The following is a 19,975-nucleotide window of genomic DNA, read 5'->3' on the forward strand; positions in this document are numbered from 1 at the left end:
TCAATACAAAAGGTGCGGGTATGAGCCAGGTCGATTCAAGCGCGGGGGCCAGTGATGTACTGGTCAGCTTTCGTGGTGTGCAAAAGAGCTACGACGGCGAGAACCTGATCGTCAAGGACCTCAACCTGGACATTCGCAAAGGCGAATTCCTGACTCTGCTCGGGCCGTCCGGTTCCGGCAAAACCACCAGCCTGATGATGCTCGCCGGGTTTGAAACACCCACTGCCGGTGAGATCCAGCTGGCCGGACGCTCCATCAACAACGTGCCGCCCCACAAGCGTGACATCGGCATGGTGTTCCAGAACTACGCTTTGTTCCCGCACATGACCGTTGCCGAGAACCTGGCCTTCCCGCTGACCGTGCGCGGCTTGAACAAAAGCGACGTGAGTGATCGGGTCAAGCGCGTCTTGAGCATGGTCCAGCTGGACACGTTTGCCCAACGCTACCCGGCGCAGTTGTCCGGCGGCCAGCAACAGCGCGTGGCCCTGGCCCGGGCGCTGGTGTTCGAACCGCAACTGGTGCTGATGGACGAACCCCTTGGCGCCCTGGACAAACAACTGCGTGAACACATGCAGATGGAGATCAAGCATCTGCATCAGCGCCTCGGTGTGACAGTGGTCTATGTGACTCACGACCAGGGCGAAGCCTTGACCATGTCCGACCGGGTAGCGGTGTTCCATCAAGGCGAAATCCAGCAGATTGCCCCGCCACGCACCCTCTACGAAGAGCCAAGGAACACCTTCGTCGCCAACTTCATCGGCGAGAACAACCGTCTCAACGGCCGCCTGCACAGCCAGACCGGCGATCGTTGCCTGGTGGAGCTGGGGCGTGGTGAAAAGGTCGAGGCCCTGGCGGTGAACGTCGGCAAACCCGGCGAGCCGGTGACCCTGTCGATCCGCCCGGAGCGGGTGAGCCTCAACGGCGCAAGCGAACAATGTGTCAACCGCTTCTCAGGGAGGGTGGCGGAATTCATCTATCTGGGCGACCACGTCCGGGTTCGCCTGGAGGTCTGTGGCAAGAATGACTTCTTCGTGAAACAACCGATTGCCGAACTCGATCCCGGGCTCGCTGTTGGGGACGTGGTTCCGCTTGGCTGGCAAGTCGAGCATGTGCGTGCGCTCGATCCCCTTCTAGAGGCGAATTGATCGCCCCCTGCTGTACCAACACCAACCCTGCACGTGGAGAGAACAATAAATGTTGAGATCCCTGAAGTTCACAGCCCTGACCCTGGGCATGATGGGTGCGGCAAGCGCGATGGCGGCGGGCCCGGACCTGACTGTGGTGTCTTTCGGTGGGGCGAACAAGGCGGCTCAGGCCAAAGCCTTCTACGCGCCGTGGGAAGCAGCCGGCAACGGCAAGATCATCGCTGGCGAATACAACGGTGAAATGGCCAAGGTCAAGGCCATGGTCGACACCAAGAGCGTTTCGTGGGACTTGGTGGAAGTCGAGTCCCCGGAGCTGTCCCGTGGTTGTGACGAAGACATGTTCGAGCAACTGGACCCGGCTCTGTTCGGCAAGGCCGAAGACTACGTCAAGGGCGCCATCCAGCCTTGCGGCGTGGGCTTCTTCGTGTGGTCCACCGTGCTGGCCTACAACGCCGACAAACTGAAAACCGCACCGACCAGTTGGGCGGATTTCTGGGACACCAAGCAATTCCCAGGCAAGCGTGGCCTGCGTAAAGGCGCCAAGTACACCCTGGAATTTGCCTTGATGGCCGACGGCGTCGCGCCGAAAGACGTGTACAAAGTGCTGGCCGGCAAAGATGGCCAGGATCGTGCCTTCAAGAAGCTCGACGAACTCAAGCCGAACATCCAGTGGTGGGAGGCCGGCGCCCAGCCGCCGCAGTACCTGGCTTCCGGTGACGTGGTCATGAGCTCGGCCTACAACGGTCGGATCGCCGCGGTGCAGAAGGAAAGCAACCTGAAAGTGGTGTGGAACGGCGGCATCTACGACTTCGACGCGTGGGCAATTCCACGCGGTCTGGACAAGACCCGCGCCGAAGCTGCGAAGAAATTCATCGCTTTCTCGGTGGCACCGCAGCAGCAAAAGATCTACTCGGAAAACATCGCCTACGGCCCGGCCAATACCCAGGCTGTACCGCTGTTGTCCAAGGATGTCTTGAAAGACATGCCGACCACCCCGGAAAACATCGCCAACCAGGTGCAGATCGACGTCAGCTTCTGGGCTGACAACGGTGAGCAACTGGAGCAGCGCTTCAACTCCTGGGCGGCGAAGTAACCGCTGACAGAGATCGTTCCCACGCTCCGCGTGGGAATGCCGCCCAGGACGCTTCGCGTCCTTTGTGACGCAGAGCGTCATTGGATGCATTCCCACGCGGAGCGTGGGAACGATCGGCTCAGAGGCCAACGTTTCAAAAGAACAGAAGCGGCACGCCGCTTCTGTAACGATCAAAAAGATTTGCGGAGTTCGCCATGGCCATCGCCGTTCCACTGAACGCGGGCACCAGCCCCACCCTGAAGCAACGGCTCAAGCGCGCCGAGCGGGTCAACCGCTGGAAGGCCCAGGCCTTGATCGCGCCGCTGGTGTTGTTTCTGTTGCTGGTGTTCCTGGTGCCAATCGTGGCGCTGCTGTTCAAAAGCGTCAGCAACCCGGAAGTGGTCAACGGCATGCCGCGCACCGTCGCCGCGGTCGCTGCCTGGGACGGACGTGGGTTGCCAGGCGAGCCGGTATACAAAGCCGCCAGCGAAGACCTGGCCGAAGCGCGCAAGAATCAGACCTTGGGCGATTTGTCCAAGCGCCTGAACATGGAGCTGGCCGGCTATCGCAGCCTGCTGACCAAGACCGCCCGTGCGCTGCCGTTCGCCACCGAGCCGGTTTCCTATAAAGAAGCGATGGAGAGCCTCGACGAACGCTGGGGTGATCCGGCGTATTGGCAGGTGATCCGCCGCAACACCAGTGATGTCACCCCGTATTACCTGCTGGCGGCCGTCGATCATCGCATCGATGATCTTGGCGAACTGGCTCCGGCCACCCCCGACCAGGCGATCTACCTGGATATTTTTGCCCGTACGTTCTGGATGGGCCTGGTGATTACCGCGATCTGCCTGGTGCTGGCCTATCCGTTGGCCTACCTGCTGGCGAACCTGCCGTCGCGCCAAAGCAACCTGCTGATGATTTTGGTGCTGTTGCCGTTCTGGACGTCGATCCTGGTGCGGGTGGCGGCGTGGATCGTGCTGCTGCAATCGGGCGGGCTGATCAACAGTGGCCTGATGGCCATGGGCATTATCGATAAGCCTCTGGAGTTGGTGTTCAACCGCGCCGGTGTCTACATCTCCATGGTCCATATCCTGCTGCCGTTCATGATCCTGCCGATTTACAGCGTGATGAAAGGCATCTCTCCGACTTACATGCGTGCGGCGATTTCCCTGGGCTGCCATCCGTTCGCCAGCTTCTGGCGCGTGTATTTCCCGCAGACCTATGCCGGTGTCGGCGCCGGTTGCCTGTTGGTGTTCATCCTCGCCATCGGCTACTACATCACTCCGGCGTTGCTGGGCAGCCCGAGCGATCAGATGGTCAGCTATTTTGTCGCGTTCTACACCAACACCAGCATCAACTGGGGTATGGCCACGGCGCTCGGCGGGTTGTTGTTGCTGGCAACCGTCGTGCTGTATCTGATTTACAACTGGCTGGTGGGCGCCAGTCGCCTGCGCCTGAGCTGAGGGGAGATTGAAATGCTGAGTCCTTACATGTCCCCCGTCGAGCGGGTGTGGTTCTACAGCTTGCGCATATTCTGCGGGCTGATCCTGTTGTTCCTGATCCTGCCGGTGTTGGTGATCATTCCATTGTCGTTCAACTCCGGCAGCTTCCTGGTGTACCCGTTGCAAGGCTTTTCGTTGCAGTGGTACCACGATTTCTTCGCTTCGGCGGAGTGGATGCGAGCGCTGAGGAACAGCGTCATCGTCGCCCCGGCGGCGACGGTACTGGCGATGGTCTTCGGTACCCTGGCGGCGATTGGCCTGACCCGTGGTGATTTCCCAGGCAAGGCGCTGGTGATGGCCCTGGTGATCTCGCCGATGGTGGTGCCGGTGGTGATCATCGGGGTGGCCAGTTACCTGTTCTTCGCTCCGCTGGGGATGGGCAACAGTTTCTTCTCGCTGATCGTGGTCCATGCCGTGCTGGGCGTGCCGTTCGTCATCATCACGGTGTCGGCGACTCTGCAGGGCTTTAACTACAATCTGGTTCGGGCCGCCGCCAGCCTTGGGGCTTCGCCGTTGACGGCGTTTCGTCGAGTGACCTTGCCGTTGATCGCCCCGGGCGTGATCTCCGGCGCACTGTTCGCCTTCGCGACCTCGTTCGATGAAGTGGTGGTGACGCTGTTCCTGGCCGGTCCCGAGCAGGCAACTCTGCCAAGGCAGATGTTCAGCGGTATCCGCGAGAACCTCAGCCCCACCATCGCCGCCGCCGCGACGCTGCTGATCGCCTTTTCGGTGATCCTGTTGCTGACTCTGGAGTGGTTGCGTGGGCGTAGCGAGAAGCTGCGTACTGCGCAGGTCTGACGGTCAGTATTGTACCCTGTGGGAGCGAGCCTGCTCGCGATAGCGGAGTGTCAGTCGATAAAAATGTCGAATGTTCTACCGCCATCGCGAGCAGGCTCGCTCCCACAGGGGATTTGCGGTGTATTCATGGGCTGAATGGAAGACAACCTTAAATACCGAGCTATCCTTGTGCCAGCCCATACGCGAATAAGAGGCCGCGCACATGAGTCTTTCCTCATTCAAGATCGCCCACAAACTGATCACCGGTGCCGCTGCCATCGAGCAACTGGCGGCCGAGCTGACGCGGCTGGATGTCGATAACCCGCTGATCGTCACCGACGCTGCGCTGGTCAAGTCCGGCACCGTGGAGCTGGCGCTGCAGCATCTGGGCGGGCGCGACTACGAAATTTTCGATCGGGTCATGCCGGACCCGGAAATCGCCATCGTTGAAGACTGCATGCAGGCCTACCGTGACGGCGGCCATGATGGCTTGATCGGCCTGGGCGGCGGCAGTGCCATCGACATTGCCAAATGCGTGGGGGTCTACGCCGGTTACCACGGCGAGCTGCAGGATATGTTCGGGGTCGATCAGGTCCCGCGCAAAGGCGCGCCCATGATCGCCATCCCCACCACGGCCGGGACCGGCTCTGAAGTCACCAACGTGGCCATCCTCTCCGACAAGGCCGCGCAACTCAAGAAAGGTATCGTCAGCGATTATCTGCTGCCGGACGTGGCGCTGGTCAGTCCGCAGATGACCCTCACCTGTCCCCGGAGCGTGACCGCCGCCAGTGGCGTCGATGCACTGGTGCATGCCATCGAGTCCTACCTGTCGCTCAATGCCTCGCCGATCACCGATGCCTTGGCTATCGGCGCAATAAAACTGATCACCCGCGCCTTGCCCAAGGCCTACGCCAACCCCGCTCATTTGCAAGCTCGCGAAGACATGGCCACTGCAAGCCTGATGGCCGGCATGGCGTTCGGCAATGCTGGGGTCGGGGCGGTGCATGCGCTGGCGTATCCGCTGGGGGGGCGCTTTCACGTGTCCCATGGTGTGGCAAACGCCTTGTTGCTGCCGTATGTCATGGCGTGGAACAAGATGGCTTGCGTCGAGCGCATGCGCGACATTGCCGAAGCCATGGGCATAAAGACCGCGCACCTGAGTGACCTTGAAGCCGCTGATGAAGCCGTGGAGGCCATGGTTGCGCTGTGTGCTGCCGTGGAAATCCCCCAGGGCCTGAGCAGCCTTGGGGTGACGGACGAGGTGATCCCGTCCATGGCGGTGGAAGCGGCCGGGATCGAGCGGCTGATGCGCAATAACCCACGCAAACTGAGCGCCAGCGATATCGAGAAGATCTACCGCGCGGCGTATTGATCGTCTGCCACGGTGGGCGCGCCAAATCTTGAGGTATACAATGCGCGCCATCGTGATTTCGCTCAAAACAGGTGCGTCATGCAGCCCTTCGCTATTGCTCCGTCGATTCTCTCCGCCGACTTCGCCCGCCTGGGCGAGGAAGTGGACAACGTTCTGGCCGCCGGCGCCGACATCGTGCACTTCGATGTCATGGACAACCATTACGTACCCAACCTGACCATCGGCCCGATGGTCTGCGCAGCGCTGCGCAAGTACGGCGTCACGGCGCCGATCGACGCGCACCTGATGGTCAGCCCGGTGGATCGCATCGTCGGCGACTTCATCGAGGCCGGTGCCACCTACATCACCTTCCACCCCGAAGCCACCCAGCACATCGACCGCTCCCTGCAGTTGATTCGCGAAGGCGGATGCAAGGCCGGCCTGGTGTTCAACCCAGCCACGCCCCTGGACGTGCTCAAGTACGTGATGGACAAGGTCGACATGATCCTGCTGATGAGCGTCAACCCCGGCTTCGGCGGGCAGAAGTTCATTCCTGGTACCCTCGACAAGCTGCGCGAAGCCCGCGCGCTGATCAAGGCATCGGGCCGTGATATCCGCCTGGAGATCGACGGTGGCGTGAACGTCAATAACATCCGCGAAATCGCAGAGGCCGGTGCCGACACCTTTGTCGCAGGCTCGGCCATTTTCAATGCGCCGGACTACAAAGAGGTCATTGAAAAGATGCGTGCCGAACTGGCCCTGGCCCGTCTATGAGCGGCTTTGAGCAGCTGTTCCCCGGCAGCCTGCCGCGTCTGGTGATGTTCGACCTCGACGGCACGCTGGTCGACTCGGTGCCGGACCTGGCGGCGGCCGTGGACAACATGCTGCTCAAGCTCGGTCGCCCGGCCGCCGGAATTGACGCCGTGCGCCACTGGGTCGGCAACGGCGCGCCCATGCTGGTGCGGCGGGCCCTGGCCAACCATATCGATGCCCAGGGCGTCGATGACGCCGAGGCCGAGCGGGCGCTGGAGTTGTTCAACGAAGCCTATGAAGGCAATCACGAACTGACGGTCGTCTACCCCGGTGTGCGTTCCACCCTCAAGTGGCTGCACAAGCAAGGCGTTGAAATGGCCCTGATCACCAACAAGCCGGAGCGCTTTGTCGCGCCGCTGCTGGATCAGATGAAAATCGGTCGTTATTTTCGCTGGATCATCGGTGGCGATACCCTGCCACAGAAAAAACCTGACCCGGCCGCGCTGTTTTTCGTGATGAAAATGGCCAACATCCCGGCCTCTCAATCGCTGTTCGTCGGCGACTCGCGCAGCGATGTGTTGGCGGCGAAAGCCGCCGGGGTCAAATGTGTGGCGCTGAGCTACGGCTACAACCATGGCCGGCCGATCGCCGAAGAGTTTCCCGCGCTGGTGATCGACGATTTGCGCCTGTTAATTCCCGGTTGCCTGGACCCGGCCGCTGAGATAACGTTGCCCGACGCTGTTCAATCCTCTTCTGGAAACGCCATCGTGGTGGTCACTCGCAAACTCTGGATGAAAGTCATGAAGGCCCTGGCCCGCTGGCGTTGGCGCGCCTGACCTGATCCTGGCCGGTTATCCGGCGCGTTTGCATACCTGACTGTCAGCTCCTCCTGCCACGAGGCACACCATGATCCGCGAAGAATTCCTGCGTCTAGCCGCTGCCGGCTATAACCGTATCCCGCTTGCCTGCGAAACCCTGGCCGACTTCGACACGCCGCTGTCGATCTACCTCAAGCTGGCCGATGAGCCCAACTCATACCTGCTCGAATCGGTGCAGGGCGGTGAGAAATGGGGCCGTTATTCCATCATCGGCCTGCCGTGCCGCACGGTGCTGCGGGTCCATGACCATCGTGTCAGCGTGACCCATGACGGCGTCGAGATCGAAAGCCTGGAGGTCGAAGATCCGCTGGCCTTCGTCGAAACCTTCAAGGCTCGCTACAACGTGCCTACCATCCCCGGCCTGCCGCGGTTCAACGGTGGCCTGGTGGGTTATTTCGGCTACGACTGCGTACGCTATGTGGAAAAGCGTCTGGGCACCTGCCCGAACCCGGACCCGCTGGGCGTGCCGGACATTTTGCTGATGGTCTCTGACGCAGTGGTCGTCTTCGATAACCTCGCCGGCAAGATGCACGCGATTGTCCTGGCTGATCCGTCCCGGGAAGACGCCTACGAGCAAGGTCAGAAAAGTCTTCAGGCGCTGCTGGAAAAACTCCGGCAGCCGATCACGCCGCGTCCTGGCCTGGATTTCAGCAAACAGTCGGCGGCCGACCCGGTGTTCCGTTCCAGTTTCACTCAGAACGATTACGAAAGGGCCGTCGATACCATCAAGGAATACATCCTGGCCGGCGACTGCATGCAAGTGGTGCCGTCGCAACGGATGTCCATCGACTTCAAGGCTGCGCCCATCGACCTGTACCGGGCGCTGCGCTGTTTCAATCCGACGCCTTACATGTACTTCTTCAATTTCGGTGACTTCCATGTTGTGGGCAGTTCACCCGAAGTGCTGGTGCGGGTCGAAGACAACCTGATCACTGTGCGGCCTATCGCTGGCACCCGCCCTCGTGGGGCCACGGAGGAAGCCGACCGGGCGCTGGAAGAGGACCTGCTGTCGGATGACAAGGAAATCGCCGAGCACCTGATGCTGATCGACCTGGGCCGCAATGACACCGGGCGCGTCTCGGAAGTCGGCTCGGTGAAGCTCACCGAAAAGATGGTCATCGAGCGTTATTCCAACGTGATGCACATCGTCTCCAACGTCACGGGCCAGTTGAAGGCCGGGCTGACGGCGATGGACGCCCTGCGGGCCATCCTGCCGGCGGGAACGTTGTCTGGCGCCCCGAAAATCCGCGCCATGGAAATCATCGACGAACTGGAACCGGTCAAGCGTGGGGTGTACGGCGGGGCCGTGGGCTATTTTGCCTGGAACGGCAACATGGACACTGCCATTGCCATCCGCACCGCCGTCATCAAGGACGGTGAGCTGCACGTGCAGGCCGGCGGCGGGATCGTGGCCGACTCGGTGCCGGTGCTGGAGTGGGAAGAAACCCTGAACAAGCGCCGGGCAATGTTCCGTGCCGTGGCGCTGGCCGAGCAGACCCCAAGCGACTGAATGGAAGCTGATCAACTGTGGGAGCGAGCAGGCTCGCTCCCACACAGGGTTATCTCGATCAGAAATCCAGACTGACCCCGACATTCACGCCCTGCTGGGTAAAGTCATCGTCCTTGCGCAGCGTATAACCGCCCCGCAGGGCCAGATCGTTGGTCAACTTGTGGCTGACCCCCAGGCTCAGGCGATTCAAATGACTCTGCGGCGTATAGCCTTCAAGCGTGAAATCATTGGCCGGCAGACTGTTGAGGGCGATGTTCACCTTTTGGGTGTCGTCTTCGTACTCGCGTTCGTGGGCATATTCGCCATACACCTGGGTCTGACGGGTGAAGTTGTATTTGCCTTGCAAGCCAATGCCCAAGCGTTTCGAGTCGCGGGTCTGGTCATCGAAAGTCAGGGCGGTGGAGCGGGTGCTCTTTTCTGAATACCCGTCGACTTCCACCTTCGCATAATCGGCGCTGATAAACGGTGACAGGTGCCACTGACTGCCCGGCTGGGCAATGTCGTAGCCCAGGCGCGTGCTGAATGCCCACAGGTGACCGTCGGTGTCACCTTTCTCTTGCGCCTGGTTGACGCCCAGGTCGAACTTGCGCTCCAGGTTCTCGTAGTCGAGCTTGCCGCCGGTCAACGCGGCATCGGCCCACCAGCGGTTCTGCTGGAACTGGGCGAAAGCGGTGGCCAGGTAGCTGTTGAGTTTGTAGTCCGAATCGGCGCTGCCTGCCTCCATGTCTTGGCGGTAGAAACCGGCGGCTACACCCACGCGCCAAGCCTCGTTGAGACGATAGCTGCCACCGACGTTCAGGCTGTAGCCGCTGCCGTCGGCGCTGGCGCCACTGTTTTGGCTGTCGATGTCCAGGTGCTGGCCGCCGCCTGCGACGATCGCCCGCCATTGGCCGACGGCTTGCCAGTTCTCCCAGTCCGATTGCCACTGGCTGCGTAATTCATCCTGGTGGGCGCGCAGGGTCGAGTGGGCCATTTCCGGCAGCAATGTCAGCTCCCATGGCGCCGCGAGCAGGGAAAAGGCGTAATCGGCGATCAGTTGCTGTCCGGTCTCGGTGGGGTGGACCGAGTCGTTATAGATCAGCTTGGTGGGGTCTGGCGTCGCGCTGTTGATGCCATAGGTGGGGTTTTCCGTGCAGCCGTTGCCGCTGAAGCAGGTGGCGGTGAGGTTCTCGCCGGTGGCGAGGCCGAATCGTGCTGGATCGGCGAAACTTTCCTGCAGCAGTAGCGGAACGTTCAGTGGAATGATTTCGGCATCAATGCCTTGCAGCCGCGTGACCAGTTGCTGGTTGAACTGGTTGCTGAGCTGCGAAACGGCGTCTTGCAAAGGCGTGCCATTGAGCGCAGGGGTCAGGCCCAGGTCGGGCAGCAGCCAGACCATCACATAACGGGCTCCGGCGGTTTGCAGCACCTGGACACTGTCGGCCAGGCGGTCCGCGGCGGCGTTCGCCTGGGCGGGGGTCAGTACCAGGCCCTGGAGGAAGTCGTTACCGCCCCCGGAAAGGTAGTACAGCGCGTTCGGGTCGGCACGCAGGCCGTTGGACAGCAGGTATCCGTCACGGCTGCGTTCGCCAGTGTCGGAAACGCCGGTAATCGACTCGAGGATCTGGTCGGTGCGATACCCGCCCACGGCCCAGTTGTTGCCATCGGCCTGGCCTTCGCTGGCACGAACCGCCGAGGTGGATGCCGCGGTTTCATCATCGGAAAAGCCCAACCGTCCGCCCAGCAGTTGGGTGGAATTGAGGGAATAGGATTCGCCGCTTCCGTCGAGATAGAGCGGGCCGGTGCGGTTGGTAAAGCGTTGCGTGGCCCCGGACGGACCGTCCGGGTCGGCAAACTGGCCGGCATCGTTGAGGCTGTCGCCAAACACGATGAAGCTGGAGTAGGGATTGGGCGCGGCGCTCGCCTGGGCGCAGGCCATTGCCAGCAGACAGCCGGCCATTGGTACGAACAACGTTTTTCTTAGCATGAGAAAGTCCGTTTTTATCTTATTGTTGTTAGAAAACGAAACGACAGTACCAAAAACTTCCGGCGTTTTGCCATCCATCAGGCTCGTCGCGATTGTTTCAAAGCCCTTCGGGGGTCGTCATATTGCGTGCACCGTCCAGCTAAGCTACTGTGCCGGAACGTATGAACGAGACTTCCCCTGTGTCGATTGTCAGCAAACTTCTGGATCAATTGATCAAGGCACACGCCCGTTGGCGTTGGCGCGCCTGAACGTTCTCTACCGGCTTGGCCGGACCTGTACCGATTTGCCTTCTTTACCCGCTTGAAAGTCGCTTCGCTGGCTCATCACACGCCTCGCCAAGCGCAACACCGCGCGGGTCACTCTCCGAAGGCTGTATTTCAAGTCAGTGAATTCAATAGGTTGCTTACGCCATGTTGCTGATGATCGATAACTACGACTCTTTTACCTACAACGTTGTGCAGTACCTGGGCGAGCTGGGCTCCGAGGTCAAGGTCGTGCGCAACGACGAACTGACCATCGCCGAAATCGAAGCCCTCAAGCCCGAGCGCATCGTGGTCTCTCCCGGTCCTTGCACGCCGACCGAAGCGGGCATTTCCATCGAAGCCATCAAGTATTTCGCCGGCAAGCTGCCGATCCTGGGTGTCTGCCTGGGGCACCAGTCGATCGGCCAAGCCTTTGGCGGCGACGTGGTGCGCGCCCGGCAAGTCATGCACGGTAAGACTAGCCCGGTATTTCACGAGAACAAGGGCGTGTTCGAAGGTCTGAATCTTCCGCTGACCGTCACCCGCTACCACTCCCTGATCGTCAAGCGCCAAACCCTGCCAGATTGTCTGGAACTGACCGCCTGGACTCAGCTCGAGGACGGCTCTGTGGATGAAATCATGGGGCTTCGTCACAAAACGTTGAATATCGAAGGCGTGCAATTTCACCCCGAGTCTATTCTCACCGAACAGGGTCACGAGCTGTTCGCCAACTTCCTCAAACAAACCGGCGGCACGCGCTAAGGACTTTTCATGGATATCAAGACAGCCCTGAGCCGTATCGTCGGCCATCTCGACCTGAGCACCGACGAAATGCGCGATGTGATGCGCGAAATCATGACCGGACAATGCTCGGATGCGCAGATCGGCGCGTTCATGATGGCCATGCGCATGAAGAGCGAGAGCATCGATGAGATCGTCGGCGCGGTTTCGGTCATGCGCGAGCTGGCGGACCAGGTCGAACTCAAGACCCTGGATGGCGTGGTGGATGTGGTGGGCACCGGCGGTGACGGCGCCAATATCTTCAACGTCTCCACTGCCTCGGCCTTCGTCGTCGCCGCGGCCGGTTGCACCGTTGCCAAGCATGGCAATCGTGCGGTCTCCGGCAAGAGTGGCAGCGCCGACCTGCTGGAGGCGGCCGGGATCTACCTGAACCTGACGCCAGTACAGGTGGCGCGTTGCATCGATAACGTGGGCATCGGTTTCATGTTCGCCCAGACCCACCACCGCGCCATGAAGTACGCCGCCGCGCCGCGTCGTGATCTGGGCCTGCGGACGATGTTCAACATGCTCGGCCCGCTTACGAATCCGGCCGGTGTGAAGCATCAAGTGGTCGGTGTGTTCAGCCAGGCATTGTGCCGGCCCCTGGCCGAGGTCTTGCAACGTCTGGGCAGCAAGCACGTGCTGGTGGTCCATTCGAAGGATGGCCTGGACGAATTCAGCCTGGCTGCACCCACGTACGTGGCTGAATTAAAAAATGATCAGATCAGCGAGTATTGGGTCGAACCTGAAGACCTGGGCATGAAGAGCCAGAGCCTGCATGGGCTGGCGGTGGATGGGCCGGCCCAGTCGCTGGAGCTGATTCGCGATGCCTTGGGGCGTCGCAAGACTGAAAATGGCCAGAAGGCCGCCGAGATGATCGTGCTCAATGCGGGCGCCGCGTTGTATGCGGCGGATCACGCCAGCAGCCTCAAGCAGGGCGTGGAACTGGCCCATGATGCGTTGCACACCGGCCTTGCCAGGGAAAAACTCGAAGAGTTGGGTGCATTTACCGCCGTATTCAAAGTGGAGAACGAAGGATGAGTGTGCCAACGGTTCTGGAAAACATTCTGGCTCGCAAGGCTCAAGAGGTTGCCGAACGCAGTGCTCGGGTCAGTCTGGCAGAGCTGGAAACCTTGGCGCGGGCAGCGGATGCGCCGCGTGGCTTTGCCAAGGCGCTGATCGATCAGGCCAAGAGAAAGCAGCCAGCGGTGATTGCCGAAATTAAAAAGGCTTCCCCCAGCAAAGGCGTGATTCGTGAACACTTCGTCCCCGCCGACATCGCCAAGAGCTATGAGAAGGGCGGTGCGACTTGCCTTTCGGTGCTGACCGATATTGATTTTTTCCAGGGCGCCGATGAATACCTCAAACAGGCGCGGGAGGCGTGCAAGCTGCCGGTGATTCGCAAGGACTTCATGATCGATCCTTACCAGATCGTTGAAGCCCGAGCCCTGGGCGCAGATTGCGTGCTGTTGATTGTGTCCGCCCTGGACGATGTGAAAATGGCCGAGCTGGCGGCGGTCGCCAAAGGCGTGGGCCTGGATGTCCTGGTGGAGGTCCACGATGGCGAGGAGCTGGAGCGGGCCTTGAAGACCCTCGATACTCCGCTGGTCGGGGTGAACAACCGCAACCTGCATACTTTCGAAGTCAGCCTGGAAACGACTCTGGATTTGTTGCCGCGTATTCCGCGTGATCGCTTGGTGATCACCGAGAGCGGGATCCTGAACCGGGCCGATGTCGAACTGATGGAAGTCAGCGATGTGTATTCGTTCCTGGTGGGCGAAGCGTTCATGCGCGCGGAAAATCCGGGTACCGAGTTGCAACGTCTGTTCTTCCCTGAACGCGGCGTTCCGATAAGCGGTTCGACGCTGGATTGATTCAATGTCGCCGGTGATTTCCCTGACCGTCGAAGCCGGTCTGCAAGCCGAACAGGATTTGCTGGCCAGCATCTGTGCAGGCGACGCTGAGTTCGGCTTGTTGTTCTGGCAGCCCAATGATCGCGCGCTGGTCATGCCTCGTCGTTTGAGTCGTTTACCGGGGTTCGAACACGCCTGCCAAATCTCGGCGGCCCACGACTGGCCAGTGCTGCTGCGCGAAACCGGCGGTGAGCCGGTGCCGCAGTCTGCCGCCACCGTCAATATCGCCCTGGTTTACGCTCCGCCGCGTAGTGAAGGCGACCATGGCCGCATCGAAACCGGTTATCGCCGGTTGTGTGATCCGATCTGCCAGTTATTGGATGAGCTGGGTGGGGTGGCTTCGTTGGGTGAAGTCGAGGGTGCGTTCTGCGACGGTCGATTTAACGTCAATCTCGACGGCCGGAAAATGGTCGGTACTGCTCAGCGCTGGCGTCAGAGCAAGGGCGGCCAACGCCCGGTGGGTCTGGTGCATGGAGCCCTGTTGCTGGAGAACGAACGCGAATCGATGGTTGCCGCGGTCAATCGTTTCAATGAAGCCTGTGGCCTGGCGCAGCGAGTGCGCGCCGAGAGTCATATTGCCTTGCATGAAAAATTTCCGGCGCCTCACGCGTTGCAGCGGCTTGAGGCGCTGTACCGGGAACTGCTGACCAGGCTGCTCGCCTAACGCGTCCCAAAGACCACCATGGTCTTGCCTTTGACGCTGACCAGGTTGCGCTCTTCCAGATCCTTGAGCACACGACCGACCATCTCCCGCGAGCAACCCACAATCCGGCCGATTTCCTGGCGCGTCACCTTGATCTGCATGCCGTCCGGGTGGGTCATGGCATCGGGTTGCTTGCACAGTTCCAGCAAGCAGCGGGCGACGCGACCGGTCACGTCGAAGAAGGCGAGGTCGCCCACCTTGCGGGTAGTGTTGCGCAGGCGCTGTGCGATTTGTCCGCTGAGGACGTAAAGAATGTCCGGATCCTGCACCGACAGTTCCCGGAACTTGCTATAGCTGATCTCCGCGACCTCGCATTCGACCTTGGCCCGTACCCAGGCGCTACGTTCCTGTTCTTTGCCTGCCTGTTCAAACAATCCAAGTTCGCCGAAGAAATCCCCGGCGTTGAGATAGGCGATGATCATTTCGCGACCGTCATCATCCTCGATCAGGATCGTGACCGACCCTTTGATGATGAACGACAGGGTGTCGGAGCGATCGCCCGCGCAGATGATGTTGTGCTTGGCCGGGTAGCGGCGACGCTGACAGTGCATCAAGAGTTTGTCGAGATTCTTGATCTTGGGTGTGGGAGTAATGGCAACCATGGTTGTATCCCGAAAGACTGCGCGGTGTATTGATTTGGATTTTTTGTGGGGCGCGACTGGCAATCGCTATAGCTGGCCATACGCCAGCTAATTGGCGCCAGCTTAACAGAGGCGCCCCTAATTGATTTGAGAATTTACCTACACGTATTTGTCATGCGTCCTAAGGCAGAAACCGCCGTGGCGGGGGGCTGTGCTAAGCTGGCGACCCTTTTTTCAGACAGTGGAGTCTTGGCGATGAAGGCACGCATCCAATGGGCTGGCGAAGCCATGTTCCTCGGTGAGTCAGGTAGCGGTCATGTGGTCGTCATGGATGGCCCGCCAGAAGCCGGAGGTCGGAACCTGGGTGTAAGGCCGATGGAAATGCTCCTGCTGGGCGTGGGCGGCTGCAGTAACTTCGACGTGGTCAGCATCCTTAAAAAATCGCGCCAGGCCGTCGAAAGTTGCGAAGCTTTCCTGGAAGCGGAGCGCGCCACCGAAGACCCGAAAGTGTTCACCAAGATTCACATGCATTTCGTGGTGAAGGGGCGTGCCTTGAAGGAAGCCCAGGTCAAGCGCGCCATTGAGCTGTCAGCCGAGAAATATTGCTCGGCTTCCATCATGCTCGGCGCCGCCGGTGTTGAAATCACTCACGATTATGAAATCATCGAATTGGGTTGAATCGACATCCAACCATCATAAAAGCAGTGCAAGCTCTGGCGATCAGAAGCCGACCTCTGCATAATGCGCCACTTTTTTCAGGGCAGTGATCGGTCCTCCGGCCGGTCCCTTGTCTGGACAGACAACCAAAATCGCCATCGCGAAGAGGTGTTAACCGTCCTACGCAGGTGCGTCGTTCGCATCTGACGGGCATGCTTGATCACGCGGCCAGGCCGCAATACATAGAGAGTTTTCAAACGGTGAAAAGCAAACTCAAGCTCCATGGGTTCAATAACCTGACAAAGACCTTGAGCTTCAACATCTATGACATCTGCTATGCGGAAACCCCGCAGGACCAGCAGGCCTACGTCGAGTACATCAATAAAGAGTACAACGCCAAGCGCCTCACGCAGATCCTCACGGAAGTTGTCGATATCATTGGTGCCAACATCCTGAACATCGCCAGTCAGGACTATGAACCCCAAGGCGCCAGCGTGACCATTCTGATCTCGGAAGAACCGGTGACACCGACCGACAGCCAGATCGAAGAGTCCCCGGGCCCATTGCCGGAAATCATCCTGGCCCACCTCGACAAGAGCCACATTACGGTACATACCTACCCGGAAATCCACCCGGTGGATGGCATTGCGACGTTCCGTGTGGACATTGACGTGTCGACCTGTGGCGTCATTTCACCGCTCAAGGCACTCAATTTCCTGATTCACCAGTTCGACTCGGACATCGTGACGGTGGATTATCGCGTGCGTGGCTTTACCCGCGACGTTGAAGGCCACAAGCACTTTATTGATCACGAGATCAACTCGATTCAGAACTATCTCTCCGAAGACACTCGCGACGCGTATCAGATGACCGACGTGAACGTGTATCAGGAAAACCTGTTCCACACCAAAATGCTGCTCAAGAACTTCGAGCTTGATAACTACCTGTTCGGGGACGCTACCAGCAACCTTTCTGCTGAACAGCGGGATCAGGTGGAAGACCGTGTGAAACACGAAATGCTGGAAATTTTCTACGCGCGCAACATGCCACGCTGAAGGTTTCAGCTACAAAAAAGGCGGCTCCCCATGGGAGTCGCCTTTTTTAGTTTCTGTAGAACGTGGATGAACGCACAGGCCTGCAACGCTGTGGCGTGGGTATAACCCCTTCGCCACCCTTGCACGATCAGATTCGATAGGTGCTCTTGGTCATGACCTTGGCCAGCAGGCTCATGCCGAACTTCACCGGCGCTGGAAAACGAAACCCTCCGGCCTCAAGCGCACTTTCGGCGTGCTGCTCTTCATCCTCGCGCATCTGCTTCAGAATCGCCCGGGACTTTTCGTCCTCGGCCGGCAATTGTTCCAAGTGCTCATTCAGGTGTTTGCACACCTGATGTTCAGTGGCCGCCACAAAGCCGAGGCTGACTTTGTCGCTGATCAGCCCGGCCACTGCACCGATTCCAAATGACATCCCATAAAACAACGGGTTCAGGACGCTGGTATGGCTGCCCAGTTGGTGAATGCGTTGTTCGCACCAGACCAGATGGTCGATTTCTTCCTCGGCGGCATGCTCCATCGCCTCACGTACCTGGGGCAGCTTCGCCGTCAGCGCCTGGCCCTGATATAGCGCCTGGGCGCAGACTTCACCGGTGTGGTTGATGCGCATCAGCCCAGCGACATGGCGGGTTTGCTCGTCACTCATTTGCACGTCTGGCTGCACGATAGCCGGCGATGGACGGTAGGGCTGACCACTGAAGGGCAGCAGCGTACGCATCGCGGTATCAGCTTGCAGCAGTAGACGGTCAATCGGTGAGTAGTGACGTTGGGTAGTCATGCTTACCTCCGGGAAAAATCTCGGCGGCCAGTTTAACTCAATCGGCCGCTCAGGATTTGCGTTGGGTCAGGGTATCAACCCGGCGGCCAGTTCATCTGGCGCTGCCCAAGCACATGCATATGAATGTGATAGACGGTCTGTCCCCCAAGTTCATTGCAGTTCATCACCACACGAAAACCTTCTTCGCAGCCCAGTTCAAGCGCCAGGCGCTGGGCAGTGAACAGGATATGCCCGGCCAAGCCTTTGTCTTCTTCGGTCAGATCATTGAGCGTGCGGATCGGTTTCTTTGGGATGACCAGGAAATGCACAGGTGCTTGAGGGGCGATGTCGTGGAACGCCAGAACTTGATCATCTTCGTAAATGATCTTGGCCGGAATCTCCCGGTTGATGATCTTGGTAAACAGAGTATCCACAGCTGTTTCTCCATTGGGTTAGTCGAGCTTGAGTGTACTTAAGGCGCGATTGGCGAGCCCGGTTTTTCACGGGAAAAGGCATTCAGCGGGGGCAGCAGGCCTTGTTGGTCATGCCGGCAATCGTGCGAACCAGCCATCGCGGGCCCAGTCGCGGCAACGCCGCCAGCCAGCGATTGCGGCGCCCAGGAATGATGATCGCCCGGTTTTTTTCCAGTGCGCGCACGGCATACAGCGCGACTTCCTCCGGGCTCATCAGGGTTTGACTGTCGTTGAATTTCTGTTCATTGAGCTGCGCCCGGGCGAAAAAGCCGGTTCGTGTCGGGCCAGGGCAAAGCACCGATACCTTTATTGCGCTTTTTTTCAGCTCGACCCGCAGGGCTTCGGAGAAATGCAGCACGTAAGCCTTGCTGGCGTGATAGGTGCTCATCCAGGGGCCAGGCTGGAACGCGGCGATCGATGCAACGTTCAGGATCTGGCCACCGCCCTGCAGCGCCATGCTGTTGCCTACCGAGTGACAGAGCCGCGTCAAGGCGAGGATGTTGACTTCGATCAGGTCCTGCTCGGTCATCCAGTCCTGGCCCAGGAACGGCCCGCTGGTGCCGATACCGGCACAATTGACCAGCAGGTCGATCTGTCGCTCGCCTTCTTCCAGCTCGAGCAGAAAGCCTGAAAGCCTCAGCGGTTCCCCCAGGTCACAAGCCCGGAACAACACCTCCACGCCAAAACGCTGAGTCAATTCGATTGCAATACTTTCCAGCCGATCACGCTGTCGAGCCACCAATATCAGGTCGCGACCGCGGCGGGCGAGTGCTTCGGCCATTGCCAGGCCAATGCCACTGGAGGCGCCAGTGATCAGAGCGTAACGGGTCATGCAGTTCTCCATCGCAACGGCCCGTCACCAGTGTACTGAGCTGTCACCGGCACGAAGCGCGCTTATTGTTCCTCTTCATAGTCTACAGAAGGCGCAGCAGGCTCGGCTGCTTCGACGGCTGGTTCTGCAGTGTCTTCATCAATGAGCTCGCTGCTCTCATAGCTGCTCAAGGAACTGCTGTCGTATTCCTCTGTGATGCCGCTGAATGCCCCGGCCATTGCGGCAAGGAAAGCCACCACGATCATGACAATCCACAGCGACGAAAGTACCTTGACCGCGGTGCTGTTGGGCGGCGGCGGGGGGCCATAGCGATTGGCGCCGGTGTTGCCGGGCAAGGCCATGAGTACGAAGGGGAAGACACTGCCCACGAACGGCACCAGGTTGAGCAGCCACAACCACCCGGACCAACCCAGGTCGTGCAGGCGCTGGACGCTGAACTGGATGCTTACATAAGCAAAGCCCAGTGCGATGATCAGTCCCAGCAGGCCGCCGACGATCATTGCCGCCGTGGAGCTGGAGGCGAGGATCCAGGTCAAGCCCAATGAAAAGGCTGTGCCCACCACAAACAGCATGACCAGCGTCAAGGCCATGGTCCAGCCCAGGAAGCGCAGTCGTCCGATGCGCCCATCGAAGCTGAAGGGCTTGAGCGTGCTGTACTCGGCCATTGCTTCACCCACCTCGGCTCGGGGTGGCGCGTAGGGCGATACCGGGTCGATGATGGAGTCCGGGTGGCGTCCGTTCGACGTCGGCGAATGCTGTACCTCGTCCAGGTTCAGTTCGAGGGAAGGTTCGGCTTCGATTCGCGCATCGATCCCGCTCTTGTTGAGAGCCTCCAGGTACTTCTGCGCTTCGGCCTGGGACAGGTTGCTTTTAAGCGCCACCTTGCGCCCGCTGAACAACCGCTCAATGGCACTGACATCGCTTTTGAACAGTTCAGCCAGGTTGAGCTTGGCTGTGGTGGTTTCGACACCCGGCAGCAGGGCTCCATCAAATACGATATTGAAACGGGTTTCGCTCATGCCAGGCATCCT

Annotated in this window: 20 protein-coding genes; 14 read left to right on the forward strand and 6 right to left on the reverse strand. The window is 59.8% G+C overall.

Annotation, left to right across the window (positions count from 1 at the left end; translation table 11 throughout):
• Positions 1-20 precede the first annotated feature (20 nt).
• The 8 genes from T3A99_RS26430 to trpE all read left to right on the forward strand — a co-directional run bounded on the left by T3A99_RS26430 (position 21) and on the right by trpE (position 8,988).
• Positions 21-1,145, forward strand: a complete 1,125-nt coding sequence (locus T3A99_RS26430; protein ID WP_047228062.1) for an ABC transporter ATP-binding protein — start codon at positions 21-23, stop codon at positions 1,143-1,145.
• A 49-nt stretch (positions 1,146-1,194) separates the two neighbouring features.
• Complete coding sequence (locus tag T3A99_RS26435) at positions 1,195-2,238, forward strand: ABC transporter substrate-binding protein (protein WP_047228061.1); 1,044 nt, start codon at positions 1,195-1,197, stop codon at positions 2,236-2,238.
• Positions 2,239-2,432: 194 nt separating this feature from the next.
• Positions 2,433-3,680, forward strand: coding sequence for an ABC transporter permease (locus tag T3A99_RS26440; protein ID WP_047228060.1), 1,248 nt, complete (start codon positions 2,433-2,435; stop codon positions 3,678-3,680).
• A gap of 12 nt (positions 3,681-3,692) precedes the next feature.
• The gene (locus T3A99_RS26445; protein WP_047228059.1) at positions 3,693-4,517 is read left to right on the forward strand and encodes an ABC transporter permease; all 825 of its coding nucleotides are present in this window, start codon (positions 3,693-3,695) and stop codon (positions 4,515-4,517) included.
• 202 nt (positions 4,518-4,719) lie between these two features.
• Positions 4,720-5,868 (forward strand): iron-containing alcohol dehydrogenase, encoded by a 1,149-nt coding sequence (locus T3A99_RS26450; RefSeq protein ID WP_047228058.1) that lies wholly within the window; start codon positions 4,720-4,722, stop codon positions 5,866-5,868.
• Positions 5,869-5,946: 78 nt separating this feature from the next.
• Positions 5,947-6,621: a ribulose-phosphate 3-epimerase gene (gene rpe, locus T3A99_RS26455; protein WP_047228057.1), complete on the forward strand. Its 675-nt coding sequence runs from the start codon at positions 5,947-5,949 to the stop codon at positions 6,619-6,621.
• Positions 6,618-7,436 (forward strand): phosphoglycolate phosphatase, encoded by an 819-nt coding sequence (locus T3A99_RS26460; protein ID WP_047228056.1) that lies wholly within the window; start codon positions 6,618-6,620, stop codon positions 7,434-7,436. Before rpe ends, T3A99_RS26460 begins: the two co-directional genes overlap by 4 nt.
• A gap of 70 nt (positions 7,437-7,506) precedes the next feature.
• Positions 7,507-8,988 carry an anthranilate synthase component I gene (gene trpE / locus T3A99_RS26465; protein ID WP_047228055.1) on the forward strand — a complete coding sequence of 494 codons (1,482 nt, stop codon included), beginning with the start codon at positions 7,507-7,509 and terminating at the stop codon, positions 8,986-8,988.
• A gap of 58 nt (positions 8,989-9,046) precedes the next feature.
• On the opposite strand, the gene estP is transcribed toward trpE, so the two are convergent.
• Positions 9,047-10,954 carry an esterase EstP gene (gene estP / locus T3A99_RS26470; protein WP_322834955.1) on the reverse strand — a complete coding sequence of 636 codons (1,908 nt, stop codon included), beginning with the start codon at positions 10,952-10,954 and terminating at the stop codon, positions 9,047-9,049.
• 410 nt (positions 10,955-11,364) lie between these two features.
• Between estP and T3A99_RS26475 the strand changes: the two genes are divergently transcribed.
• The 4 genes from T3A99_RS26475 to T3A99_RS26490 are packed head-to-tail and all read left to right on the forward strand — an operon-like array spanning position 11,365 to position 14,553.
• Positions 11,365-11,958: an aminodeoxychorismate/anthranilate synthase component II gene (locus tag T3A99_RS26475; RefSeq protein WP_047228053.1), complete on the forward strand. Its 594-nt coding sequence runs from the start codon at positions 11,365-11,367 to the stop codon at positions 11,956-11,958.
• A 9-nt stretch (positions 11,959-11,967) separates the two neighbouring features.
• Positions 11,968-13,017 (forward strand): anthranilate phosphoribosyltransferase, encoded by a 1,050-nt coding sequence (gene trpD / locus T3A99_RS26480; protein ID WP_092400967.1) that lies wholly within the window; start codon positions 11,968-11,970, stop codon positions 13,015-13,017.
• Entirely contained in the window at positions 13,014-13,850 is an 837-nt protein-coding gene (gene trpC / locus T3A99_RS26485) for an indole-3-glycerol phosphate synthase TrpC (RefSeq protein ID WP_047228051.1), read from the forward strand. The genes trpD and trpC overlap by 4 nt, the downstream gene beginning before the upstream one ends.
• A 4-nt stretch (positions 13,851-13,854) precedes the next feature.
• Positions 13,855-14,553: a lipoate--protein ligase family protein gene (locus T3A99_RS26490; protein ID WP_047228050.1), complete on the forward strand. Its 699-nt coding sequence runs from the start codon at positions 13,855-13,857 to the stop codon at positions 14,551-14,553.
• Here T3A99_RS26490 and crp read toward each other — a convergent pair.
• Entirely contained in the window at positions 14,550-15,194 is a 645-nt protein-coding gene (crp, locus tag T3A99_RS26495) for a cAMP-activated global transcriptional regulator CRP (protein WP_047228049.1), read from the reverse strand. The genes T3A99_RS26490 and crp overlap by 4 nt on opposite strands.
• A 234-nt stretch (positions 15,195-15,428) precedes the next feature.
• On the opposite strand from crp, the gene T3A99_RS26500 reads away from it, so the two are divergent.
• Together T3A99_RS26500 and speD are read left to right on the forward strand one after the other, a co-directional pair.
• Complete coding sequence (locus tag T3A99_RS26500) at positions 15,429-15,851, forward strand: OsmC family protein (protein WP_003206127.1); 423 nt, start codon at positions 15,429-15,431, stop codon at positions 15,849-15,851.
• A 239-nt stretch (positions 15,852-16,090) separates the two neighbouring features.
• On the forward strand, positions 16,091-16,885 hold the full coding sequence (speD, locus tag T3A99_RS26505) for an adenosylmethionine decarboxylase (protein WP_047228048.1): 795 nt from the start codon (positions 16,091-16,093) through the stop codon (positions 16,883-16,885).
• A 127-nt stretch (positions 16,886-17,012) separates the two neighbouring features.
• Here the strand turns inward: speD and coq7 are convergent, their stop codons facing one another.
• From coq7 to T3A99_RS26525, 4 genes are all read right to left on the reverse strand, one after another.
• Complete coding sequence (coq7, locus tag T3A99_RS26510) at positions 17,013-17,660, reverse strand: 2-polyprenyl-3-methyl-6-methoxy-1,4-benzoquinone monooxygenase (protein WP_047228047.1); 648 nt, start codon at positions 17,658-17,660, stop codon at positions 17,013-17,015.
• A 74-nt stretch (positions 17,661-17,734) separates the two neighbouring features.
• Positions 17,735-18,073 carry a histidine triad nucleotide-binding protein gene (locus T3A99_RS26515; protein ID WP_003316306.1) on the reverse strand — a complete coding sequence of 113 codons (339 nt, stop codon included), beginning with the start codon at positions 18,071-18,073 and terminating at the stop codon, positions 17,735-17,737.
• Positions 18,074-18,155: 82 nt separating this feature from the next.
• A complete protein-coding gene (locus T3A99_RS26520; RefSeq protein ID WP_047228046.1) occupies positions 18,156-18,944 on the reverse strand; it encodes an SDR family NAD(P)-dependent oxidoreductase in 789 nt (262 codons plus the stop codon).
• A 62-nt stretch (positions 18,945-19,006) separates the two neighbouring features.
• Positions 19,007-19,963 carry a DUF805 domain-containing protein gene (locus T3A99_RS26525; protein ID WP_274090705.1) on the reverse strand — a complete coding sequence of 319 codons (957 nt, stop codon included), beginning with the start codon at positions 19,961-19,963 and terminating at the stop codon, positions 19,007-19,009.
• Between the last annotated feature and the right edge of the window lie 12 nt (positions 19,964-19,975).

It is taken from the genome of Pseudomonas sp. N-137, from assembly GCF_034555295.1.
Taxonomy (GTDB): domain Bacteria; phylum Pseudomonadota; class Gammaproteobacteria; order Pseudomonadales; family Pseudomonadaceae; genus Aquipseudomonas; species Aquipseudomonas rhizophila.

Coding starts and splice junctions, on each gene's coding strand:
- trpE (WP_047228055.1), top strand. CDS start 7,507: ATGATCCGCGAAGAATTCCTGCGTCTAGCCGCTGCCGGCTATAACCGT.
- T3A99_RS26520 (WP_047228046.1), bottom strand. CDS start 18,944: ATGACCCGTTACGCTCTGATCACTGGCGCCTCCAGTGGCATTGGCCTG.
- T3A99_RS26435 (WP_047228061.1), top strand. CDS start 1,195: ATGTTGAGATCCCTGAAGTTCACAGCCCTGACCCTGGGCATGATGGGT.
- T3A99_RS26475 (WP_047228053.1), top strand. CDS start 11,365: ATGTTGCTGATGATCGATAACTACGACTCTTTTACCTACAACGTTGTG.
- trpD (WP_092400967.1), top strand. CDS start 11,968: ATGGATATCAAGACAGCCCTGAGCCGTATCGTCGGCCATCTCGACCTG.
- T3A99_RS26460 (WP_047228056.1), top strand. CDS start 6,618: ATGAGCGGCTTTGAGCAGCTGTTCCCCGGCAGCCTGCCGCGTCTGGTG.
- rpe (WP_047228057.1), top strand. CDS start 5,947: ATGCAGCCCTTCGCTATTGCTCCGTCGATTCTCTCCGCCGACTTCGCC.
- T3A99_RS26490 (WP_047228050.1), top strand. CDS start 13,855: ATGTCGCCGGTGATTTCCCTGACCGTCGAAGCCGGTCTGCAAGCCGAA.
- trpC (WP_047228051.1), top strand. CDS start 13,014: ATGAGTGTGCCAACGGTTCTGGAAAACATTCTGGCTCGCAAGGCTCAA.
- crp (WP_047228049.1), bottom strand. CDS start 15,194: ATGGTTGCCATTACTCCCACACCCAAGATCAAGAATCTCGACAAACTC.
- T3A99_RS26525 (WP_274090705.1), bottom strand. CDS start 19,963: ATGAGCGAAACCCGTTTCAATATCGTATTTGATGGAGCCCTGCTGCCG.
- coq7 (WP_047228047.1), bottom strand. CDS start 17,660: ATGACTACCCAACGTCACTACTCACCGATTGACCGTCTACTGCTGCAA.
- estP (WP_322834955.1), bottom strand. CDS start 10,954: ATGCTAAGAAAAACGTTGTTCGTACCAATGGCCGGCTGTCTGCTGGCA.
- T3A99_RS26440 (WP_047228060.1), top strand. CDS start 2,433: ATGGCCATCGCCGTTCCACTGAACGCGGGCACCAGCCCCACCCTGAAG.
- T3A99_RS26450 (WP_047228058.1), top strand. CDS start 4,720: ATGAGTCTTTCCTCATTCAAGATCGCCCACAAACTGATCACCGGTGCC.
- T3A99_RS26430 (WP_047228062.1), top strand. CDS start 21: ATGAGCCAGGTCGATTCAAGCGCGGGGGCCAGTGATGTACTGGTCAGC.
- T3A99_RS26500 (WP_003206127.1), top strand. CDS start 15,429: ATGAAGGCACGCATCCAATGGGCTGGCGAAGCCATGTTCCTCGGTGAG.
- T3A99_RS26445 (WP_047228059.1), top strand. CDS start 3,693: ATGCTGAGTCCTTACATGTCCCCCGTCGAGCGGGTGTGGTTCTACAGC.